Genomic DNA, 21,258 nt, shown 5'->3' with positions numbered 1-21,258 from the left:
ATGTACCAACACCGGCATTCTTGGCGGCAAAGGCAGTACGGCTTTACCTTGATGGAATTGCTGGTTGTGCTGGTGCTGGTCGGGGTTGTAGCCAGCCTGGCGACGCTCTCGGTGGGTGATGGCGCGGAGCGCAAACTGCGAACCGAGGCCGAGCGACTTGCCGGGGCGTTGCGGCTGGCGCGCGATGAATTGTTGATAACAGGGGAGGCGGACCGGGCGTTAGGCCTTCGTCATGATGCATACAGCTTTCTTGAGCTGATGATTCTGGACGATGCCACGCGCGAGTGGCAGCCGGTGCGGGACCCTCAGCTCGGCCCTCGGCAACTGGAGCAAGGATTGATCGAGTTGGACCTTGAGATCGAAGGTGAACGGCGGGGGCTGCGTCAGACCAATGGCTGGGAGCCCCATATACGGCTAGGCGCAACGGGTGAGATGACGCCCGCGATCATTACTTTGAGGATTCCCGGCAACCAACTGGAGCGGTATATCAGAGTGGGCCTGGAAGGCAGCGTCGAGGTGCTTAATGAGCTCGAGGAAGAGTAATCGCGGCTTCACCCTGCTGGAGGTACTGGTTGCGCTGGCGATTCTCGGGGTTGCCCTGGGTGCGTTGGTGAAGGGCGGTGCGGACCATGCGCGCAATACGGCATACCTTCAGGAACGGACGCTTGCCCATTGGGCCGGCCAGAATCTCTTGGCTGAATATGAAACGGGCATGCGACCGCTGTCCGACAGCAAACGCTCGGGCGAGGTAGAAATGGGGCCCTATCAATTCGCGTACAAGATAGAAATTGGTGCATTCACACCAGATTCTCCTATCCCCTTGCCCCCGGTTCAGCGTATCGACATCCGTCTGTGGTTGGCGGAGCGGGGGGAGACGCATCAGCGTGCCTCAGTCAGCGGATTTGTACTGCCATGAATGGCCGGCGAAGCGAGGGTGGTTTCACCCTGCTCGAGATGCTCATCGCCATGGTCGTGTTTGCGATCATGAGCCTGGTTGCATACCAAGGCTTGCGCGCTGTTCTTGATGCCGATCACATCACTCGAATCCAGGCGCAAAAACTGGCGGATCTACAGGTTACATTGAGCGTACTGGAGCGTGATCTGGCGCAGTTGGTCGACATCGAATCGCGCGATGAATTTGGGGATCGGCTGCCGCCACTTCGCTTGCGACCAGGTGGTGACGAGACATTGCTCGAGCTGGTCCGGGCCGGCGCGGGAGGCGATCATCGGCTGCGCCGTACTGCCTGGGAGATAACTGAGCGCGGGCTGGAACGCCGCATGTGGGATGGTCTGGACGTAGTCGATCCTGACAGCATGCGCACCCGGCCATTTGCCGAGCTGGTGGGCGAAGACGAAAGGCTCGGCGTGGAGAGTGGATTTCTGTTCGTGGTGCGCACGCCTTCGGGGCTGGAGCGACTCGAGTCCTGGCCGCCGGCCGATGCAGACGAAGAAAGTAGCGCATTACCCATGGCTGTCGAAGTGGTGATCGACCTCCCCGGTCTGGGCGTGATTCGTCGATTGATGGCGGTGGGGCTATGAGGTCCCGGGCGGATCAGCAAGGGGTCGCGTTGATCACTGCGCTGTTGGTGGTGGCCCTGTCGGTCACCGCGGCCGTGGCAATGGCCTTGCGCAGCCAGGCGGATATCCGCCGTACCAGCGCTGTATTCGAGCGCGACCTGTCGCGGCATATCACCATGGGCGCTGAGAAAATGGTGCTGCAGCTGCTGGAACAAACCGAGGGGCCGGACGAACTCCTATGGGAGACGTGCCTGTCACCGGTACTGCCCTTCGAAGTCGATGGAATTCGCATGCTGGCAACGTTGGACAACATGCAGTGCCGTTACAACATAAACGCATTGGCGGGGGCTGACGAAGTTGAGCAAGGCTTTTTCGCCCGCCTGGTTGACAGGGTCTCTCAGGAAAGTGGTGTGACGATGCCATCCGGTGCCGAGCTGGCCCTGGCGGTAAGCGACTGGATGAATCCGGAAACGGATGACCCGGTATATCGCTTGGCCAAGCCGGCTCGGGTGTCTGGCAATCGGAGCATGCTGCTGGCTTCGGAATTAACAGCCGTTTCCGGCATGACTGATGAAGCCTGGCACGCGCTGGCTCCTTACGTTACGGCTTATCCCGGCACCGCCAGCCCTATCGACATGGAACGCAGTGCGGAGCTGATGCAGGAAGTCTTCGCCGAGCGTGGGGCTTCCGCTGAGGCGCCGTGGTTCATGCGGCTTCAGCTGACTGCGGAATTCGGCGAACGCCGGTTTTATCAATGCACGACGCTGGATGCTGCCAGCGGCACTGTCATCCTGCGCGAACAAACGGCCTGCGAGCCCTGAAGAAAAGCGGATCTGATCATGTTGATAGTCTTGTTACCAGAACACCTGCAGCCTGACAGTCCGGGCCCGGTTCGAATGCATTGGTGGCATACCGACCGTGACGGAAGTCTGGTTGATGCAGGGCATGACACGCTCGAGGCGTTGCATGACCAGTACCCGACGGAACGGATGCGCGCCTTGGTGCCGCCGTCCGCAGTGACGCTGTACCGGGTGAGAATTCCCGTGCGCAAGGCCTCTGCAGTCAGGGCGGCGTTGCCGTTCGCCCTGGAAGACTTCCTCAGTCAGGAGCTTGATGAGCTGCACTTTGCCGCCGGGCCGCGCCGGCCGGATGACCGTGTTGCGGCGGCGGTGGTCGAGCATTCCAACATGGTGTTCTGGCAGGAGCTGTTCGAGCAGGCAGGCTGGCGGCTTGAAGCCTTGATGCCGCTGTCGGAACTGCATGCGGAATTGCCACCGGCCGGGGTTTTGCGCGTTCAGCACTCTCCCTGGCCGACCGATATGCCGCTGGTCATCGTAACCGCTGCTGATCAGGAACCGGTGATGATGGAGGAGAGCCTGCTTGGTTTCTGGCTCCAGCGCCGCCTGGCTGATCGTGACCCGGAAGACCGCATTCTCGAGTTGTATGGAGTTGGGGCGGGTGCGTTGAATCAGGGCGGGGATACACAGGTTATTACTGGCCCGGATTTAAGGCCGGAATTGCTTGAGCCAGCGCTGCGCCGTGCCACTGATACGCGTCCGGTATTCAATTTACTGACGGGCCCTTACGCCTCGAGTATGGCCGCGCCCCCGTGGCGCAAGATGCGCACCACCATGATTGCTGCCGGGGTGCTGCTGGCCGTGCTGGCGACGCAGTTCGGTCTTGAAACCTGGACGCTGGTGCGCGAACGGGATCGTCTGCAGGCCGAGATCAACAGCCTGTTCGATACGACACTGCCCACCAGTCGCCGGGTGGATCCGGTCACGCAATTTCGCGAGGCGCTGGAAGGCGGCGGAAGTAGCGGCAACGGTGGCATGGGTGGGTTGTTATATGAAGTGCTGGCGGCAAGCAGCAAGGACGGCAAGGCAGAGATTCGTGAATTCAGGGCCACACCAGTGGACATGGAAATAGAGTTGCATGTGGCCTCGTTCGCCGAGCTCGAAACTATCCGGGCGAACCTCGCTGCCAAGCCAGCGCTGCGTGAGACCCTACAGGGCGCTGACTCCGGCACCGAAGGCGTCACGGCGCGTCTCAAGGTTGAAAGGAGCGAATCATGAAAGCTTGGTGGGCAGGACTGGTCCCACGCGAACAGCGCATAGTGCTGGCAGGACTGGTAGCGCTGGTGGTGCTGTTTCTGTGGTTGGGGGTATGGGAGCCTCTGGCCTCGAACCGTGCCGAGTTGCGCTCGGAGGTCGGCGCACTCTCAACTGACCTGGCGTGGATGCAGCAAGTATCTGATCAGGTTCGGCGCCGCGGGGCGCAGCAGCGTAGTCAACCCTCAGCGGGGGCGGGCGGTTCAGTACTCACGTTGATAGAAGTCTCTGCCAACGCGGCAGGCATCAAGCAAGCGCTCGGGCGTGTCCAGCCGGAAGGAAGCGGGGCGAGGCTTTCTTTTGAAGAGGTCGGGTTTGATTCGCTGGTCGGCTGGCTGAATGACCTCGAAAATCGTCACGGTTTACAGATAAGCCAGTTGGCGGTGGATGTAAGCAGCAGCCCTGGAATGGTTTCCGCGCGTTTGATGGTGGAGCCACGCTAATGCTGAAGTGGCTGACCCTGAAGAATACCTTGATCGCGGCTGTGGTCATTTATCTGCTGAGTCTTCTCTGGAACTTGCCGGCAGCCTTCGTCTGGAACCGTATATCCAATCAGCTACCTGCCGAGGTGACGCTGCATGGCCTCTCAGGGACCTTGTGGTCTGGCCATGTGCAGCGCATGGAAGTGAGCGGCATAGATCAGGGCGCGCTTTACTGGGACTGGAAGCCCGGACATATGTTGACCGGACGCATTGCGCTGGATCTGATCTGGCAACCTCGGAACGGGCATGTCGATGCGACCATGAAGCTCGGCTTTGGATCGGTCAGACTTGAACAGGTAAACGGCCGACTGGATGCTGCAAGCATGGCGGCTATCAACAAGGCGCCCTTTGTCTTGCGTGGAACCTGGCTGCTTGATGTGCCGGTGCTCGAGCTCAAGGATTTCGAGAATGTTGGTCGGGCGGAGGGCCAGCTGGTTTGGCAGAACGCCGCCGGTGGCTTGCCCAGACCGATGGAACTCGGGGATCTGACGGCAGCGTTGTCCGGCGAAGACGATTGGCTGGTCTTCAATCTGGGCGATCAGGGCGGGCCGCTTGGACTGCGCGGTGACGCCCGCTGGCGCCCCGGACAAGCAATGCAGATAGATTCACGCCTTCAGGCTCGCGCAAGCGCGGAGGACGCGCTAGCAGGCGGTCTGGGGATGCTTGGGAAACCCGACGCACAGGGCTGGATTGGCTGGCGTGCCCAGTTGCAATAGCGAATATTCGCGTTAATCCGAGGAGTAAATATAGTGAGTCGTAAATTCATGATGGTGTTACTGCTGGCTACTCTGACGGGTTGCTCGAGCATGAGCCAGAAAGATAGCCAGCGCGCCGAAGCAATTGCCGACGCCAGAGCGAAGCTGAGCATGGGGCGCTGCAGCATGGCGCTTGCTCGCCAGGTGGTCGACGTCAAGGAGCCTGCACTGGAGCAGGAGACAGCCTTTCTTTGTTTGCAACAAGGCGATCTGGACGCTGTGAAACACTTGTTGAGCGACTATGACTCGCGGCATGTCGATCCGCCGTTTCCGGATTATTCCGCCTATCTACTCGCGTTAACCGACTTTGTGCGATTCGAGTCCTCCGCAGGGGATGCGCAACAACGCTTGGCACTGGGCCGCCAGGCACATAATCATATGGCGCGTTTCGTACGGGCTTACCCCGAGTCACCCTATCGCCATGAGATTGCTCCACGGCTGGAACAACTGCATGAAGGGATGGCGCGGGCGGAATATCAGTTGGCGCAGAATGCGATAGAGGCGAATGACCTCGAGACGGGCGAGTCCCGTTTACGCTACGTGGTCAAGACCTATCCTCGCAGCGCGGCCGCCAAGGATGCCGCGCGCTGGCTGGAACATAATCGCCGGTGATGGTGGCGACATGTTGGAATGGTCTGCCCAGGCAGGTAGGCACCCAGGCCGGCATTTCAGCGCTTTTTCTGATGCGTGAGGGTTGACATTGTGCACAGCGGGATAATGAGTCGGAGTTATAGACAGGAAAAGACTTATAACGGTAGTAAATTGACTTGATATTTGTAACTTGTTGATTTTAATGAATAAAATCACTGGTTAATTTTTGATCATTCTAACTCGGTCTCCCGCCTTCTGTGCATTGGGAAGGGTTATTGAGAAGCTACCCACAGAGTTGTCCACAGAATCTGTGGATAGCTTTTCTGTTCAGATTCCCTGTGGAATATCTTCGCCGCCCAGCGCCGTTGTCAGCGCCGGTATCAGTTCGCTGAGCGTTTTCGACATGATGATGAACGTAGCGTCCAGCTGACTAGCCATATCATCTCCGCCCTGGTCGTCTACTTCATCCCGTAACAATTCTTCGAAACGCAGGCGTTTCACCGTCAGCTTGTCATCAAGCGTCAGGACGAGCTTGTCATGCCAGGCCATGGTCAGCTGGCTGACTTGCTTGCCAACGGTGAGGTGCTGTTGAATTTCGTCGCTCGCCAGATCCTGGCGCTTGCAGCGAATCACGCCACCGTCTTCGCCGGTGTCGCGCAACTCGCATTCATCAAGTACTACCAACCCTTCAGGCGCTTCGCCGTTCTTCACCCAGTCGGTCATGGCCGCGGCAGGGGCCATCTTCACGTTCATGGGTCGTACGGGAAGGCTTCCGGTGCACTCACGCAGCAGACTGAGCAGGTCCTCGGCGCGCTTGCTACTCGAACTATCGACTGCAATCCAGCCCTCGGCAGGTGCAATGCAGGCAAGCGTAGTCTGGGTACGGGTGAAGGCGCGGGGAAGCAACGACATGACAATCTCGTCCTTCAGCGTGTCGCGCTCCTTCTTGTAGATTTTGCGCGCGTCTCGTGCTTCGATCTCCTCAACCTTCTCTGCCAGCGCATCCTTGACGACGCTGCCTGGCAAAATGCGCTCTTCCTTGCGCATGGCGATCAACCAGTAGCCCTCTGCGACTTGTAGAAGGTTCTCGGAGTGTCTGCCGAAGGGAGTGGTCCAACCTAGCGTGTGCGTCTCCTGACTGGCGCAGGGACGAGCGGGGCGCTGTTCAAGCGCCGTCAGTAATTCGGCTTCGCCAAAGGGAATATTCTGGCTGAAGCGGTAGAGAAGAAGATTACGAAACCACATTATGCAGTCCTTGATTACCTGTACGTTTGGCCGACGGGGCATATGCACCGGGGCACGAAGCCGGGCAATATTGCCTGACAGCGCGGCTGGCGACCAGTCTTCTCGGGGGCTGCGAGTAAGATATTGAAAAAGAGTGAATTTATTTTCGAAAAAGGTGTTGCCAGAAGATAAAAACCTGCCTAGAATGCGCCCCACTTCGAGAGCAAACGGGTGATTAGCTCAGCTGGGAGAGCATCTGCCTTACAAGCAGAGGGTCGGCGGTTCGATCCCGTCATCACCCACCACTCGAGGTTACGCGCAGCGGTAGTTCAGTTGGTTAGAATACCGGCCTGTCACGCCGGGGGTCGCGGGTTCGAGTCCCGTCCGCTGCGCCATTTTTTACCTCCCCCTTGTTATATCCGTTCAATATTACCTTCCTCTTTGCTCAAACTTTGCCAGCCAGCTGGTAGATTGGGTTGTATTCCCCTGTTAAGCTTCCTGCTTTATTTCCGCCCTATGGGGCTTGTCAATTGAGGTAAGCATGAAGCGTAATCTGCTGGCAGCAGGTGTTGCCCTGAGTATTCTCACTCTTGTTGGTTGTGGCGGCGACAAGGAAACGGAAGTCGACATCAGTACCCCAATTCAGCAAGCGTCCTATGGTATCGGCCTGAACATGGGCGAGAGCCTGTTGCAGGACGGTCTCGACGACATTGATCCCAATGCGCTTGCCCTGGGTATGCAGGACGCTCTCTCCAAACAACCACCTCGCGTTGGCGAAGAAGAACTTCGGGCCGCTTTCACGGAGCTGCAGAGCCGCGCTGAAGAGCGGGCTACCGCCCTGGTTTCCGAAACGCGCGAAGCCAACGAAGAGTATCTTGCCGAGAACGCTGAAAAGGACGAGGTCACTACTACCGAGTCTGGCCTGCAATACGAGGTTCTCGAGTCTGGTCCGGAGGATGCCCCTCAGCCTGACGCAACCGATACGGTATCGGTGCACTACGAAGGCAAATTACTCGATGGCACGGTATTCGATAGCTCCATCAGCCGTGGCGAACCAGTCGATCTGCCTGTGAGCGGTGTGATTCCTGGTTGGGTGGAAGCGCTGCAGATGATGCGCGTGGGTGATAAATGGCGTGTGACCATTCCGAGCGATCTGGCATATGGCGAGCGTAGCCCGAGCCCGGTCATTCCTCCGAACTCGATTCTGGTGTTCGAGATGGAACTGCTGGGCATTGACGAAGCCGGTGCGGAATCCGACGGCGAAACTCAAGCCAACGAAACGGCTCCCGCCGAGTAATATCAAAGTAACACTTCCAAGCCCCAGCGCAGACGTATCGGGGCTTGGGTTGTTACCGTTATGCACATTCCTCCGTAACACTCAAGCACGTTTCCCTCCCAATCTCCTGTTTCCAGACGAACTGTAAATCACTGATTTATAAAGCTTTTTGTTTGATCAAAATTCACTCATTTCGACCTGAGCCTAGTTTAAACGGGCGTTTGCCACAGTTTCCCATACCTTGTTCACAGACTTATCCACAGAATATGTGGGTAACCCGTCACGTTTCCCATAACCCTGAATCGAGGGTGGAGGAACCAGCTATATCTGTGAGCCGAAACGCCAGGTATCCACATGAAATCGGAGAAGGGTTGAACGCTAAGACACAGGGGCTCGAGCTCAGTCAAACCTGGATTCAATCTAATCAGTAGTCGGTCAGGTCGCGTCCTGTTTCAGAAGGTCGGAGCAGATCGCCCACCGCCTGCCAGTCTTACGCAAGACGCCGTGAACCCGTCCCTGGGGCTTGGTGACATCCCTGTTTTCAACACTTGCTCCAGCCTTACAGCCGGCGAGCTTACAGGGACGTACTTGCAGCGTGTCGGCGCGGCCCTGCCGGCTCGCGGCAGCTGCCTCTGGCGTATAAGCCCAACAAAGGGTTGCAAGGTTTCTGACAGCTAATGCAAAACCGCCAGCGACCCTGGGGAGTCGCTGGCGGTCAGGTTGCGTGTGTTGCAGTTGTTATATCAGCTCGCGGCTGCGACCTGTTCGCGAAGACGTAGCAAGTCGATCAGAATGTGACCTGTTTCGGCGAGGAAAGGGTCGGTCTCATCGTCTTCTTCGTCCTGCTCTGCGGTCAGCGCAGAAATACCCTGTTCAAGCAGCGGATCATCTTCTTCGAGAGAGGTGATCAATTCTTCTCCACGCGCCGCCCGCCGTTTGTTTTCCAGCTCAAGCAGTTGTTTCTCGAACTTGTCCTTCTGCTCGCGTCGCTTGGTTTCATTCAGGGGCAGGAACTGCTGTTCCTTCATCGTGCGATTCAGCTCGACACGCGCCATGGTGTAGGCGAAATCGGGATCTTTTGCCGCACGCTTCTGATGTTGCTCGTTCAAGGGTTCAAGCAGTGGCGTAAGTTGACCAGCCATACGGTAGCGAGCCGGGGGGATGGTATCCCAGGGCAGTGCGCGGGGCAGGTTGCTTTCGCCAATCTCCGCGGTTTCCATCAGCGAGGGAAACTGGATATCAGGGATGACACCGCGGTTTTGTGTACTCTGACCCGAAACACGATAGAACTTGGCGAGCGTAAGCTTTAGTTCGCCGTGATTAAGCGGCTGAATGGATTGCACCGTGCCCTTGCCAAAGGTCGGTTCACCGATCACCACGGCACGACCGTAATCCTGCATGGCACCTGCAAAAATTTCGGAAGCTGATGCAGACAACCGGTTAACCATCACCGCTAGTGGGCCGGTATAGGTCGAGCCGGTTTCCGGGTCATCCAGAACCTGTACCTGTCCCTGCGCATCGCGCACCAGCACGGTCGGTCCCTGATCAATAAACAGCCCGGTCAGTTCGGTGGCCTCCTGCAGGGACCCACCGCCATTGTTGCGAAGATCCAGCACGATGCCATCGACCTTTTGTTCCTCGAGCTCGCCCAGCAGTCTGCGGACGTCCCGGGTGGTGCTGCGGTAATCCGGATCGCCACGGCGGTAGGCTTTGAAATCGATATAGAAGCCGGGGACTTCGATGACACCGATGCGGTAGTCCTTGCTGCCTTCACGAACGTCCAGCACCTCCGCATTGGCTGCCTGGTCTTCCAGCTTCACGGCTTCGCGGGTTAGCTTGACCTGGCGACTGGTGAGATCGGTGGTCGGATTGCTTGCCGGTATCACTTCAAGCGTGATGCTGGAGCCTTTCGGTCCACGGATCAGTTTGACTACCTCGTCCAGACGCCATCCCACCACATCGATCATTTCGCCTTTTTCCTGGGCGACGCCGACGATCCGGTCGGCAGGTGCAAGTTGTTTGCTCTTCTCGGCAGGGCCGGCCGGCACCAGCCGAACGATCTTGGTGAATTCGTCATCACTTTGCAGAACAGCACCGATCCCTTCCAGTGACAGACTCATATTGATATCGAAGTTTTCGGCATTCTCGGGCGACATGTACTGCGTGTGCGGATCGAACACCTGGGCGAATGCGTTGATGTAATTCTGGAAGATATCTTCGCTACGGGTTTGAGACAGCCGGGTCTGCTGACTCTTGTAGCGCTTTTCGAGCAGCTCTGCGATAGCGTCGGTGTCGCGTCCTGCGAGTTTCAGTCGAAGAACTTCATCCTTGAGCTGGCGGTACCAGAGCTCCTCGAGCGCATCCCGGTCAGCGACCCAATCGGCATCCTCGCGGTCCAGACGGATCTGCTGGTCGCTCTCGAAATCCATGTCTTCAAGTCCTTGGTGTAGCAGGCTCAAAGCGTAAATCACGCGCTCGTTGGCGCGCTGGATTTGCGTACGGTGGATATCAAAGCCAACGCTCAGATCACCGCTGAGGAGGAGGTCGTCGAGATTCAGTCGATGCTTTTCGAACTCCTGAATATCCTTCGCAGTAAACAGGCTGCGTTGCGGATCAAGCTGCTTCAGATAGGTGTCGAATATCTCGCTGGACAGTGCATCATCAAGCTCGATCTTGTTGTAATGATGGCGACGGAGCAGCTCGACCGTGTTCAGGCTGGCGATGCGTTGCTCGCGTGTGGATTGCAGGCTCTCCACGTCAAGAACCGGGAGTTTCTCGGCCGCGTATACACCGCCGCCGAGGGTCAGCAGTGCAACCAGGCAGGTATTGCGCAGGGATGGAGGGAGTCTCATGTAGGTATCGTGTCCGGAGAGATAGATAGGAAGTATGCTGTTAGGTCTTATAAGGGATCATGGGTTCCCTTTTCAACGGTTGACAAATGCACTATGGAGTCACTATGAGAGGATTGCAAGCCGGGGCGAAGTCCCTAACCTGGGGTGAACAGCCCGTTGCAGAGCTGTCGGATGGTCAGATACGGATCCGCGTCAAGGCCGCCGGACTGAATCGTGCCGATTTGTTGCAGAAGGCCGGGATGTACCCGCCGCCACCGGGTGTGACTGACATTCTTGGGCTGGAATGCGCGGGCGAAGTGGTCGAAGTAAAGGGCGAAAGTCGCTGGAAAGCAGGCGACCGGGTCTGTGCGCTGCTGGCCGGGGGCGGCATGGCTGATGAGGTGATTGTTGATGGCCGGCACGCGTTGCCGGTGCCTGACGGGTTCGATTGGGCTCAGGCTGCAGCGATACCGGAGGTATTCAGCACTGCCTGGTTAAACGTCTTCGAGCTGGGCGCCGCTCAGCCAGGCGAGAAGGTTCTGATTCACGCCGGTGCCAGTGGGGTTGGCACTGCAGCGATCCAGTTGTGCAAGGCCATGGGTAATCCCTGCTGGGTTACGCTTGGTAGCGAGGAAAAGCTGAAGGCGTGTCAGGAGCTCGGTGCAAGCGGTGGCGCGTTGCGTCAGAACGGGATCAACAGCCTCAAGGAGAATGGGCCATTCAATGTGGCACTGGATCCGGTTGGCGCAAACTACGCCAAGGATCATCTCGATCTGCTGGCGGTGGATGGGCGTTGGGTGCTGATCGGACTTATGGGCGGCCGCGAGGCAACCCTGGATCTGGCCAAGGTGCTGGCCAAGCGCATCAAATTGATTGGCTCGACCCTGCGTAGCAGAGATGCTGACTTCAAGGCCGGGCTGTTGAGTCGTATGGAGCAGCGCCTGTGGCCGTTGTTTGCCACGGGTGAGCTCAAGCCTCTGGTGGCGAAAACGTTCAGCTTTGAGGAAGCGGAAGCGGCCTTCGCCGAACTGGCATCCGATAAGGTAATCGGTAAGGTCATTCTGGTTAACGAGTAAGCAATCGGCCCGATCCTTGATCGGGCCTTGGTCCCGTTGGGTGCTCTAGATCAGCTGTTCGCTATCATAGAAGCGGGTCAGCACTGTTGTCAGGTACGCCGCATCCCGGCTGCCGGCCAGCTCGCGAATGGAATGCATGGCGAACGTGGGGACGCCCACATCCACCGTCCGTACGCCGAGCCGGCTGGCGGTAATCGGGCCGATAGTGCTCCCGCAACCCATATCGCTACGCACCACAAAGCTCTGCACCGGCACCTCGGCCTCGTTACACAGATTGCGGAAAAACGCAGCAGTCTCGCTGCTGGTTGCGTAGCGCTGGTTACTGTTGATCTTGATTACCGGTCCGGCATTGAGTCTGGGGCCATGGTTGGTATCGTGACGGTCAGCGAAGTTCGGATGCACGGCGTGGGCGTTGTCTGCCGAGACCATAACCGATCGCTGGATCACCTGGATGCGTTTGCTCGCATCGGGTATTACCCGGCTCAACACATCTTCCAGGAAGGGGCCGTCAGCGCCGCAGGCCGAGGTCGAGCCTACTTCTTCATGGTCGGTACATATCAGGAGCGAAGGCTGCTGGCCACTGCTGGCCAGCAACGCCTGCAGCCCAGCGTGGCAGGACAGCAGGTTGTCCAGACGCGCCGAGGCGAAAAAGTCGTCTTCCAGGCCGATGGTGGAGGGTGGTTGTGTGTCGAAGAAGGACAGCTCGTAATCGAGTACCTGATCCGCCTGGCAGTCGGGGTGCTCCTGAGCCAGCTGGGCACCGAGCAGCGCACGAAAGTTGCGCTGTGGCTCCAGCGCCATCGCAAGGATCGGCGGCAGATCGGTCTGCGCATTGATGGCCAGGCCATCATTAACACCGCGATTGAGGTGGATCGCCAGGCTTGGTATCACTGCTATAGGGCGTTCAAAATTGATCAGACGGCTGTCGAGTTTGCCTTCGCGGGTGCGGAAGGTAACTCTTCCGGCAATGGATAGATCACGGTCAAACCAGGGCGCCAACAGGGCGCCTCCATACACTTCAATCGCCAGTTGCCAGAGCCCTTGCTGGTTCAATTCAGGTTGCGGTTTGACGCGCAGGCAAGGGCTGTCGGTATGGGCACCGACCATCCGTATGCCTTGATCAACTGCGCCGCTGGCGCCCATGTGGAATGCAATCAGAGAAGAGCCGTTGCGGGTGACCAGGTACTTGCCAGCGGGCTGTAGGGCCCATTCATCACGTTCGTCCAGCTGCTCGTATCCGTTCGCAAGCAAGCGCTGAGTCAGGTTCCCGGTAGCATGGAAGGGAGTTGGCGAAGCCTGAATAAAATCTGCAAGGGCTTGATTGACTGAAGGTTGAGGCATGAAAAACTCCTGTAAAGAATCCTGCTGCTTAGGCTGCGGCGGTCAGAAGGGTGCTGGGGTGTCGAACACCATGCGCTCGCCGCTCTCTGGATGTTTCAATCCCAAACGGGCCGCATGCAGTGCCAGCCGTGGACAGGCTGCAAGCGCGTCGGCCTGGGCGTAGAGCCTGTCGCCAAGCAGGGGATGGCCGATGGCGAGCATGTGCACCCGCAATTGGTGCGACCGACCCGTAATGGGCGTCAGCTCAACACGGCAATAATCGCCCAGGCGTTCAAGCACGCGCCAGAAAGTCTGCGCTGATTTCCCCAGTTCATGATCGACGATATGTCGCGGTTTGTTCGGGGGATCATAACGCAGAGGCAGATCGATATGCCCCGAGTCAGTTTCAGGTTGCCCCCAGCACAGGGCGATGTAAGTCTTTTCGGTTTCCCGGTCATGAAACTGCCGCGACAGCTCGCGGTGGCTGTCCGGATTTCGGGCGATTACCAGCAATCCCGAGGTTTCCCAGTCGAGACGGTGCACGATGCGGGCTTCCGGGTAGCCATTATCCTGGAGACGGGTGATCAGGCAATCCTTGTTGTCCTCCGCGCGGCCAGGGACGGAAAGCAACAGGCTGGGCTTGTTGACGATTAGAAAGGTCGGATCCTCATGAAGGATGCCGATGTCGGTAAGTGGCATTCGGGTTCCATGGCACCCCCGGGACAGGGGCGCCGATCAGGTCAGGGCCGTTCGGGCAGCGTGACGTTCAGTTCAAGGATGGAGCAATCGTTCTGGTTATCCAGCGCGACATGCACCTGATCCCGGTCGATCTGGACGTACTTGCTGATCACATCGATGATTTCCTGCTGCAATTGCGGCAGGTAATCGGGCTGGGAGCGTTGGCCGCGTTCATGGGCGACGATGATCTGTAGACGCTCTTTCGCGACCGACGCCGTTTTGGCGGGCTTTTTCCGGTCTCGGAAATAGTCGAACAGGCTCATTATCGACCTCCGAACAGTCGCTGCAGCAGTGATTTCTTCTGAGCTTCGAGGAAACGGTGCGGTTTGGTTTCACCAAGCAGGCGATCTACGGCGTCGCCATAGGCCTGACCCGCGTCACTGATTTCATCCATGATCACAGGTACGCCCTGGTTGGAAGCCTTGAGCACGGCCTGCGATTCAGGAATGACGCCCAGTAGCGGAATTGAGAGGATATCCTCCACATCGCTGACGGTGAGCATTTCGCCCAGCTCTGCCCGAGCGGGGTTGTACCGTGTCAGCAGCAGGTGCTCCTTGATACGTTCGCCGCTTTCCGCACGACGGGACTTGCTTGAGAGCAACCCCAGGATGCGGTCGGAGTCTCGAACCGAAGACACTTCAGGGTTGGTCACGACGACTGCTTCGTCGGCAAAATACATTGCCAGGTGAGCGCCTTTCTCGATACCGGCCGGTGAGTCGCACACGATGTAGTCAAAAGTCTGCTTCAGCTCTTCCAGTACCTTTTCCACGCCTTCCTGGGTGAGTGCATCCTTGTCCCGGGTCTGGGAGGCGGGAAGGATGTACAAGTTGTCAGAGCGCTTGTCTTTGATCAGGGTCTGATTGAGGTTCGAATCACCGTTGATAAGGTTCACGAAGTCGTAAACCACACGGCGTTCGCAGCCCATGATCAGATCAAGATTTCGCAGGCCGACGTCAAAGTCGACGATCACTGTTTTGAACCCACGCAGAGCGAGCCCGGTACCGATGGCAGCGCTGGTAGTTGTCTTGCCAACGCCGCCTTTGCCTGATGTGATGACTATGATCTTTGCCAAGATGACCTTCCCGTCGGAGCGCGAATGAGTAAAAAAGAACACTCCGGGAGTGAATTCCGGCGTATTCGAGACCTAATTATTGAGGAGCCTGAAATGGCCATAGACCACGAAAATCGGGCTTCCTCGGATGGTTGAACAGTATCGGTTAAAGGGGGACTATCTTCAAGCTATCCCCGTCAAGGCTGATTTGTGTGGACTCTTTCCAAAGATGGCGACGCAGATCCTCCGCAACCTTGTACTGTCCAGCAATCGACACCAGTTCCGCTTCCAGCGACTGGCAGAAGATACGTGCCTCGGTATTCCCCCTTACACCTGCCAAGGCACGACCACGTAACGGGCCATAAACATGGATGTTGCCATCGGCAAGAAGTTCCGACCCGGGGCTTACCGAAGCCAGCACCACCAAGTCGCCACCGCGCGCGTAAACCTGCTGGCCGGAGCGAACCGGTTGGGTAATTACCTTGCTGGGCATGCTCTCGGCGGCAGCTGCTGCGGGTGCCTCGCGTCTGGCCGGCTCTGGTTTTTTCGGTGGTGGCGACGCTCGCCGCTCACCTTCACCGCTCTTGTCGCGTACGCGGCCCGGCAGCATCAGTACAAGCCCGCAATGTTGTGCCAGCGATCGGAAGGATTCGTTTCCGCGCAGGGCCATGGGCTGCATACCACTGTCGCGGCAGATCTGCAGTAGTTCGGCAAGTGTGGTGGCGTCCAGCTTGTCGCCCAGCTTGTCCAGACTGAAGACGACAGGGGTGTCCTTGAAGAAATTCGGCGCCTGCCTGACCTTTTCCGCCAGTTGACGGGCAAAACGTTCAGGCTCCTGCCGTATGAGTTCAATCACGGTCATGGTCAGCATGCCGCCCTTCAGATTGAACGCGAGATCATTATCGAGCTTGTCGGAGTGAGTTTCAGCAGTCATGTAGGATCCAGGAGCACAGTTTAGTGGGCACACTTATATAGATTGGCTGCGTTGATCGCAAGCCGCGCCCGGCTTCGGTAGAATGCGGTTTTTACCGTTATGGTTGGTGTATGCAACGTCCTGGTTTCAGCAGCGCCATGCTGCACCCCCGTTACTGGTTGCTATGGATGGGCATGGGCCTGTTATGGCTGCTGGTTCAACTTCCCTATCGGACCATTCTCTCAGTTGGGCGGCTGGTAGGTCGAGCCATGTATCACCTGATGCCCGAGCGCCGGCTGATTGCCGCGACCAATCTTGAGCTGTGTTTCCCCGACTGGTCCAACGAGCGACGCGAACAGGTACTGCGGGAAAACTTTGCTTCAAACGGCATAGCGCTGTTTGAAATGGCCATGGCCTGGTGGTGGCCGCCGCGCAGGCTGGCGAAACTCGCTACCATCGAAGGGCTGGAACATCTGCAGAATGCTGCCGCAGAGGGCAAGGGTGTCTTGCTTATGTCGATGCACTTCACCACGCTGGAAATCGGTGCAGCGCTGCTCGGTCAGCAGGCAACGATTGACGGGATGTACCGTGAGCATGCCAATCCCACCTTTGATTTCATTCAGCGCCGCGGGCGTGAGCGACATAATGCCGATGCGCTGGCTGTGGAGCGTGAAGACGTGCGCAGCATGCTCAAGTCGATGCGATCAGGCCGCGCCATCTGGTATGCACCGGACCAGGATTATGGCCGCAAGGCGAGCGTGTTTGTGCCTTTTTTTGGCGTGCCGGCCGCCACCGTTACCGCGACCGCCACCTTTGCGCGTTTGGGTAAAGCGAAGGTCGTGCCTTTTACCCAGACCCGCTTACCTGACGCCCAGGGTTACCGTCTGACGATCCACCCCCCGCTGGAAGGCTTTCCGGTGGGCGACGAAGAGGCCGATGCTTTACGCATCAATCAGTGGGTGGAGCAGGCGATCCTCAAGCAGCCCGAGCAATATATGTGGGTCCATCGCCGTTTCAAGACGCGTCCGGAAGGGGAGGAGCGGCCGTATCCGAAACGGCAGCGCCGTAAACGCCGCCACGCTGCCCGGACTAAGGGATGACCGCTCAGCCATGGACCAGGCCAACCGATTGCACCGCCCTGATCCTTTCAGGCGGCGGAGCGAGGGCGGCTTATCAGGTCGGTGTGCTGAGTGCCATTGCCGAGTTGCTGCCGGATCACTCGCAGAATCCATTCCCCATTATTTGCGGTACCTCGGCCGGTGCGATCAATGCAGTGGCGCTGGCGTCGAACGCTGCCGATTTCAATGTCGGGGTCGAGCGTATGCGCGCAGTCTGGGGCGGGTTTCGTTGTAACCAGGTCTACCGAACCGACTGGCCTGGTCTGGTTGCCCAGGCTTGGCGCTGGACCCGGGTCAACCTGCTGGGGCTGGGCGGAGCGCAGCCGACATCGCTGCTCGATAGCCGCCCCCTGCGCCACCTGCTGGGGAGTATCATGCAGTTCGGCAAGATTGATGAAGCCTTGATGATGGGCCAGCTGCGCGCGGTATCGGTGAGTGCATTCAATTACCAGACAGCCGAGTCGGTCTGTTTCTATCAGGGTCATCAACGCATTGAGCCATGGAATCGTCACCGTCGTATCGGCATCCAGACGCCATTGAAGCTTGATCATCTCGTTGCTTCCGCGGCGATACCGCTGTTATTCGAGCCGGTTCTGTTAGACCGCAACTGGTACGGCGACGGAGCAGTGCGTCAGCGGACTCCGATCAGCCCGGCGTTGCATCTTGGCGCGAACCGGGTATTGGTCATCGGCGTGTCGGACAATCCGGTCAATGAGCCGGTTACCAGCAGGCCCGGACGTCGGCGAAACCCGCCGCCGCCCAGTCTGGCGCAGATTGGCGGGCATTTGCTCAATAGCACCTTTGTCGACAACCTCGAGGCAGATATGGAGCAGATCGAGCGCATGAACCGTTTGGCAGCGCTGATGCCCCACGCCTCAGGACTATCCGGCAAGGCACTCCGCCCGGTTGACGTGTTGACGATTTCTCCGAGCGAGCCGCTGGATATTATTGCAAGTCGACACCGCAAGGCGTTACCCGCGGGTTTGAGGATGTTTCTGCGCGGTAGCGGCGCCACGCGTGCCTCGGGTGGCAGCGTCGTCAGCTATTTGCTATTCGAAGCGGAGTATTGCAACGAGCTGATCGCCCTCGGCCGGCGCGATGCGCTGGCCAAGCGTGACGAGTTGCAACGGTTTCTTGGCTTGGTTTTGCCCGATTCAGAATGATTGACGCTTCGTAGCAGCGACCAAGCGTCAATATTCCTGTTTACCCCGCCACCAGCATGCGCAGGGCATCCAGGCGTACCTTGGCATGTTGCAGCGAGATACTACCTTCGGATTTGTGCTTCTCCAGGGTTTCGATCTCGCTGTCGCGTACCAACGGATTGACCTGCTGTAGCGCCTTGAGTCGATTGATCTCTTCATCCAGATCGGAAGCAAAACGCTGGCTGGCCTGTTCCACCAGTTCGGCATGCTGTACGTCGGCCAGTGCTTCGGCGCGGTCCAGCAGTCGTTCGACGACGTCGCGCTGGCTTTTGGCGATCTTGCTGGCTAGGTGCTTGGGCAGATTTTCCACCTGCGCCTCCAGCGTCTCGAAGGCCACCTTGGCGCCGAGATCGGTGCCGTTGATATCGAGCAAACAGCGAATCGGTGTTGGCGGCAGGTACCGTTGCATCTGCAGCGCGCGCGGTGCAATAGCCTCGCTGACAAACAGACATTCCAGCAGCATGGTGCCTGGCTTCAGCGCCTTGTTTTTCAGCAACGCGACTGAACTGTTGCCCATGCTGCCTGACAACACCAGATCCATTCCGCCTTCGAGCATTGGATGCTCCCAGGTGATGAACTGCATGTCCTCGCGGGTCAGCGCGGTTTCGCGATCATAGGTGATGGTGACGCCTTCGTCGTCGCCCAGCGGGAAGCCGGCATCCAGCATGCGCTCGCCGGGGCGCAGGACCAGCGCATTATCCGAATGATCCTCGCTGTCGACGCCGAATACATCGAACAACCGCTCCATATAAATAGGCAGCTGGAAATCGTTGTCCTGCTGCTCAATGGCTTCGAGCATCTCTTCAGCGTCGCCGTGACCGCGTGAATGCAACTCCAGCAGGCGATCGCGCCCCTTGTGCATCTCTTCTTCCAATGCTGTGCGACGGGCCAGTGCCTGTTCGATCAGACGTGACCAGGCGGCGTCGTCAGGATGATCCAGCAGGTGCAGCAGCTGGGAGCCGAATTCATGCTGGATCGCACTGCCCGTCGGCGAGGTAGCCTGAAAAGCATTGAGGGCATCGTGATACCAATGGAACAGTCCTTCCTGGGCCGTGCCTTCCAGATAAGGAATGTGCAGCTGGATGACTTCGCGTTGACCGATACGATCGAGGCGCCCGATGCGCTGTTCAAGCAGATCGGGATGAGTTGGCAGATCGAACATCACCAGGTGATGGGCAAACTGGAAATTGCGGCCCTCGCTACCAATCTCGGAACAGATCATCACCTGGGCGCCAAATTCTTCATCGGCGAAGAAGGCTGCTGCGCGGTCCCGTTCGACAATGCTCATGCCCTCATGGAATACCGTCGCCGGGATGCCGCTGCGGACACGCAGGGCGTCATCCAGATCCAGCGCCGTCTCGGCATGCGCGCAAATCACCAGCACCTTGCTGCGCTTGAGCAGCTTCAGGGTGTCGATCAGCCAGTCGACGCGCGGGTCGTCCTGCCACCAGGCCGTTTCGACTGGTTCGAATTCGTCCTGCAGCCCCACTTCGGGATACAGTGCAGTGCGACCTTCCAGGTCCGCATAAATCTCGGGGCAGGGCAGGGGATGAGCATGCAACTCGCGCTCGGGAAAGCCGGCAATCGCGGCGCGGGTATTGCGATACAACACGCGGCCGGTCCCGTGGCGGTCCAGCAACTGGCGAATCAGGCTGGACCGCGCTTGCTCGGCTTGTGCGCCGGGCTGTTCGAGTGCATCGAGTAGCTGCTCTGCACTACCGCCCAGCCAATCGCTGATTGCCTGCCGGTCAGCCTGGGCCAGCGCGCCACCTTCCATCAGTTGTTGCACCGCTTCGGCGACCGGCTGATAGCGCGCTGTTTCTTCGCGGAAGGCCTGCAGATCATGGAAGCGGTCAGGATCAAGCAGACGCAAGCGGGCGAAATGGCTGGCTTGTCCGAGTTGCTCCGGCGTGGCTGTCAGCAAGAGTACCGCGGGTATCTGGGCTGCGAGCTGCTCAACCAGTGCGTACTCCGGGCTGGGAGCGCCTTCTTGCCAGACAAGGTGGTGCGCTTCATCGACCACCAGCATGTCCCAATCGGAGGCAAGCATATAGTCGCGGACCTTCTCGTCTTCCAGCAGTATTTCCAGGGAGACCAGCGCCAGTTGTTCTTCTTCGAAGGGGTTGTCCTCCGCACCGGCGCAGCGTTCCTGATTGAACAGCGCAAAGCGCAGATTGAAGCGGCGGCGCATCTCGACCAGCCACTGGTGTTGCAGGTTCTCCGGCACCACAATCAGCACGCGGCGTACCCGGCCAGTACGAATCTGCCGATGGATGACCAGGCCCGCTTCGATGGTCTTGCCCAGGCCTACTTCGTCAGCCAGCAGTACGCGGGGAGCGATGCGGTCGGCCACGTCACGGGCGATATGTAGCTGATGGGGAATCGGTTGCGTCCTCACACCGCCCAGGCCGAGCAGGGGAGAGCGCTGGATGCGGCAATAATGGCGCAGACTTTCATAGCGCAGGCCGAACCAGGGTAGCGGATCAATCTGGCTGGCAAACAGACGATCGCTGGCCAGACGGAACTGAATGAAGTTATCCAGCATGGTTTCGGAGAATTCGGCAGGGGTGCCGTCCTCTCGCAGGCCGCGATACTGCAGTAACCCGTTCTCTTCCGCCACGTCGCTAACGGTGAGTACCCAGCCCTCGTGATGACTGATGTTGTCGCCGGGAGTGAAGCGCACCCGGGTGAGAGGTGCGTTGCGCAGAGCGTAGTGGCGCGTTTCGCCGCTAGCAGGGAACAGGATGATGACCAGCCTGTCGTCCTGCGACAGCACCGTACCCAGGCCGAGTTCTGATTCGCTATCGCTGACCCAGCGTTGTCCTGGGGTGAATACCGTCATGCCTTACTCCTGCCGTGCTGAAAAGGCCGCTATATTAACTGATGCAGCAGCCCTCACAAACCTTAAGCAGTCGGCAAAAACGGCTCCGCTTGCCAAGCCAGGGTGAAATCGGGGCGAGCAGGCCTTTCGCCGGGTCGGTTTCGCCCGGTATCGGCTTGGATGGCTGCCTTCGGGTCTGCCAGATGGTGCCAAGGGTTCTTTCCAGCAGGC

General features: G+C 58.5%; 20 protein-coding genes and 2 tRNA genes. 14 read left to right on the top strand and 8 right to left on the bottom strand.

What is annotated here, in order from left to right; genetic code table 11:
* From FZE95_RS08600 to bamD, 8 genes are read left to right on the top strand one after another with little or no spacing between them, the layout of a single operon-like run.
* Positions 1–543 (top strand): GspH/FimT family protein, encoded by a 543-nt coding sequence (locus FZE95_RS08600; protein WP_150300451.1) that lies wholly within the window; start codon positions 1–3, stop codon positions 541–543.
* Positions 524–916 carry a type II secretion system minor pseudopilin GspI gene (gspI, locus tag FZE95_RS08595; protein WP_150300450.1) on the top strand — a complete coding sequence of 131 codons (393 nt, stop codon included), beginning with the start codon at positions 524–526 and terminating at the stop codon, positions 914–916. Before FZE95_RS08600 ends, gspI begins: the two co-directional genes overlap by 20 nt.
* Positions 913–1,539, top strand: a complete 627-nt coding sequence (gene gspJ / locus FZE95_RS08590; RefSeq protein WP_150300449.1) for a type II secretion system minor pseudopilin GspJ — start codon at positions 913–915, stop codon at positions 1,537–1,539. Before gspI ends, gspJ begins: the two co-directional genes overlap by 4 nt.
* On the top strand, positions 1,536–2,339 hold the full coding sequence (locus tag FZE95_RS08585) for a type II secretion system minor pseudopilin (RefSeq protein ID WP_150300448.1): 804 nt from the start codon (positions 1,536–1,538) through the stop codon (positions 2,337–2,339). Before gspJ ends, FZE95_RS08585 begins: the two co-directional genes overlap by 4 nt.
* Before the next feature lie 18 nt (positions 2,340–2,357).
* Positions 2,358–3,593 (top strand): type II secretion system protein GspL, encoded by a 1,236-nt coding sequence (gene gspL, locus FZE95_RS08580; protein ID WP_150300447.1) that lies wholly within the window; start codon positions 2,358–2,360, stop codon positions 3,591–3,593.
* Positions 3,590–4,072, top strand: coding sequence for a type II secretion system protein GspM (gene gspM / locus FZE95_RS08575; RefSeq protein ID WP_150300446.1), 483 nt, complete (start codon positions 3,590–3,592; stop codon positions 4,070–4,072). Before gspL ends, gspM begins: the two co-directional genes overlap by 4 nt.
* A complete protein-coding gene (locus FZE95_RS08570; protein WP_150300445.1) occupies positions 4,072–4,827 on the top strand; it encodes a type II secretion system protein N in 756 nt (251 codons plus the stop codon). Before gspM ends, FZE95_RS08570 begins: the two co-directional genes overlap by 1 nt.
* Positions 4,828–4,860: 33 nt before the next feature.
* The gene (gene bamD / locus FZE95_RS08565; protein ID WP_150300444.1) at positions 4,861–5,478 is read left to right on the top strand and encodes an outer membrane protein assembly factor BamD; all 618 of its coding nucleotides are present in this window, start codon (positions 4,861–4,863) and stop codon (positions 5,476–5,478) included.
* A 306-nt stretch (positions 5,479–5,784) separates the two neighbouring features.
* On the opposite strand, the gene rdgC is transcribed toward bamD, so the two are convergent.
* Complete coding sequence (gene rdgC, locus FZE95_RS08560; protein WP_150300443.1) at positions 5,785–6,702, bottom strand: recombination-associated protein RdgC; 918 nt, start codon at positions 6,700–6,702, stop codon at positions 5,785–5,787.
* Positions 6,703–6,910: 208 nt separating this feature from the next.
* Here rdgC and FZE95_RS08555 point away from each other — a divergent pair.
* From FZE95_RS08555 to FZE95_RS08545, 3 genes are all read left to right on the top strand, one after another.
* A tRNA-Val gene (locus FZE95_RS08555) sits at positions 6,911–6,986 on the top strand.
* A gap of 13 nt (positions 6,987–6,999) precedes the next feature.
* Positions 7,000–7,076, top strand: a tRNA-Asp gene (locus FZE95_RS08550).
* A gap of 146 nt (positions 7,077–7,222) precedes the next feature.
* Positions 7,223–7,978, top strand: a complete 756-nt coding sequence (locus FZE95_RS08545; protein WP_150300442.1) for an FKBP-type peptidyl-prolyl cis-trans isomerase — start codon at positions 7,223–7,225, stop codon at positions 7,976–7,978.
* A 722-nt stretch (positions 7,979–8,700) separates the two neighbouring features.
* On the opposite strand, the gene FZE95_RS08540 is transcribed toward FZE95_RS08545, so the two are convergent.
* Entirely contained in the window at positions 8,701–10,809 is a 2,109-nt protein-coding gene (locus tag FZE95_RS08540) for a carboxy terminal-processing peptidase (protein WP_150300441.1), read from the bottom strand.
* Between the two features lie 104 nt (positions 10,810–10,913).
* Between FZE95_RS08540 and FZE95_RS08535 the strand changes: the two genes are divergently transcribed.
* Positions 10,914–11,864, top strand: a complete 951-nt coding sequence (locus tag FZE95_RS08535; protein WP_150300440.1) for an NAD(P)H-quinone oxidoreductase — start codon at positions 10,914–10,916, stop codon at positions 11,862–11,864.
* A 45-nt stretch (positions 11,865–11,909) separates the two neighbouring features.
* Here the strand turns inward: FZE95_RS08535 and FZE95_RS08530 are convergent, their stop codons facing one another.
* The 5 genes from FZE95_RS08530 to minC form a co-directional block, all read right to left on the bottom strand.
* On the bottom strand, positions 11,910–13,205 hold the full coding sequence (locus FZE95_RS08530; protein WP_150300439.1) for a M18 family aminopeptidase: 1,296 nt from the start codon (positions 13,203–13,205) through the stop codon (positions 11,910–11,912).
* Between the two features lie 42 nt (positions 13,206–13,247).
* Positions 13,248–13,883 (bottom strand): RluA family pseudouridine synthase, encoded by a 636-nt coding sequence (locus FZE95_RS08525; protein ID WP_150300438.1) that lies wholly within the window; start codon positions 13,881–13,883, stop codon positions 13,248–13,250.
* Positions 13,884–13,924: 41 nt separating this feature from the next.
* A complete protein-coding gene (minE, locus tag FZE95_RS08520) occupies positions 13,925–14,185 on the bottom strand; it encodes a cell division topological specificity factor MinE (protein WP_150300437.1) in 261 nt (86 codons plus the stop codon).
* On the bottom strand, positions 14,185–14,994 hold the full coding sequence (gene minD, locus FZE95_RS08515) for a septum site-determining protein MinD (protein ID WP_150300436.1): 810 nt from the start codon (positions 14,992–14,994) through the stop codon (positions 14,185–14,187). Before minD ends, minE begins: the two co-directional genes overlap by 1 nt.
* A gap of 145 nt (positions 14,995–15,139) precedes the next feature.
* Positions 15,140–15,907 carry a septum site-determining protein MinC gene (gene minC / locus FZE95_RS08510; RefSeq protein WP_150300435.1) on the bottom strand — a complete coding sequence of 256 codons (768 nt, stop codon included), beginning with the start codon at positions 15,905–15,907 and terminating at the stop codon, positions 15,140–15,142.
* 110 nt (positions 15,908–16,017) lie between these two features.
* On the opposite strand from minC, the gene FZE95_RS08505 reads away from it, so the two are divergent.
* Positions 16,018–16,986 (top strand): lipid A biosynthesis lauroyl acyltransferase, encoded by a 969-nt coding sequence (locus tag FZE95_RS08505; RefSeq protein ID WP_150300434.1) that lies wholly within the window; start codon positions 16,018–16,020, stop codon positions 16,984–16,986.
* The gene (locus FZE95_RS08500; protein WP_150300433.1) at positions 16,983–18,167 is read left to right on the top strand and encodes a patatin-like phospholipase family protein; all 1,185 of its coding nucleotides are present in this window, start codon (positions 16,983–16,985) and stop codon (positions 18,165–18,167) included. Before FZE95_RS08505 ends, FZE95_RS08500 begins: the two co-directional genes overlap by 4 nt.
* A gap of 40 nt (positions 18,168–18,207) precedes the next feature.
* On the opposite strand, the gene rapA is transcribed toward FZE95_RS08500, so the two are convergent.
* A complete protein-coding gene (rapA, locus tag FZE95_RS08495; protein WP_150300432.1) occupies positions 18,208–21,048 on the bottom strand; it encodes an RNA polymerase-associated protein RapA in 2,841 nt (946 codons plus the stop codon).
* Positions 21,049–21,258: the final 210 nt, after the last annotated feature.

It is taken from the genome of Pseudomonas profundi (assembly GCF_008638305.1).
GTDB classification, from domain to species: Bacteria; Pseudomonadota; Gammaproteobacteria; order Pseudomonadales; family Pseudomonadaceae; genus Halopseudomonas; species Halopseudomonas profundi.
Note: the sequence above shows the minus strand (reverse complement) of the source record. Positions and strands in the feature narration are given on the sequence as shown.